This window comes from Microbacterium testaceum, from assembly GCF_001476285.1.
GTDB lineage: Bacteria > Actinomycetota > Actinomycetes > Actinomycetales > Microbacteriaceae > Microbacterium > Microbacterium testaceum_B.
In genome coordinates this window covers 1-770 of the sequence record NZ_LDRU01000168.1, presented here as the reverse complement: position 1 = coordinate 770, position 770 = coordinate 1, and the positions used below count along the sequence as shown (strand labels likewise).

Here is a 770-nt window from a genome sequence, read left to right as displayed (position 1 = left end):
ACGCCGCTGAACGCCAGCGACTTCTCGTCCTTCCTGCTCCAGGCGCAGAACTCCAAGGCCCAGATCCTGGGCCTGGCCAATGCCGGCGGCGACACCATCAACTCGATCAAGGCGGCCAAGGAGTTCGGCATCGACAAGACGATGAAGACGGCTGGCCTGCTGGTCTTCCTGTCCGACATCCACAGCCTGGGCCTGAAGAACACCGAAGGCCTGCTGCACACCACCAGCTGGTACTGGGACATGAACGACGACACGCGCAAGTGGGCCCAGCGCTTCTTCGACAAGACCAAGCGCATGCCCACCGACATCCAGGCGGCCGACTACTCCGCCACCATGACCTACCTCAAGGCGGTGGAAGCCGCCAAGACCACCGATTCCGACAAGGTGATGGAGCAGCTCAAGAAGACGCCGGTGAGCGACTTCTACGGCAAGGGCCAGATCCGCGCCGACGGCCGTTTCGTGCACGACATGTACCTGGTCGCAGCCAAGAAGCCGTCCGAGTCCAAGCGCCCGTGGGACTACCTCAAGGTGGTCAAGCCGCTGCCGGGCGAGCAGGTGTTCACCACCAAGGCCGAGAGCAAGTGCGCCCTGTGGAAGTGACGGGCCGGCGGCATCGGGCGCCCCGGGCCGCCCGATGCCGCCGCACCGCGCGCCGGGCCTGACCCCAGGCCTGGTCGACCGAGTACCTTCGCGCCAACGCCATGACCGTCTCCCTTCCCGCCTTGCTGAGCCAGCTGTTGCTGGGCCTGGTCAACGGCTCGTTCTACGCC

General features: G+C 65.7%; 1 protein-coding gene. It reads left to right on the top strand.

All coding sequences use genetic code 11. The annotated features are described in order from the left end of the window. Positions 1 to 600, top strand: a 600-nt coding sequence (locus NS283_RS18185) for an ABC transporter substrate-binding protein (RefSeq protein ID WP_153003427.1), incomplete at its 5' end; no start/stop codon positions are given. Positions 601 to 770 lie beyond the last annotated feature (170 nt).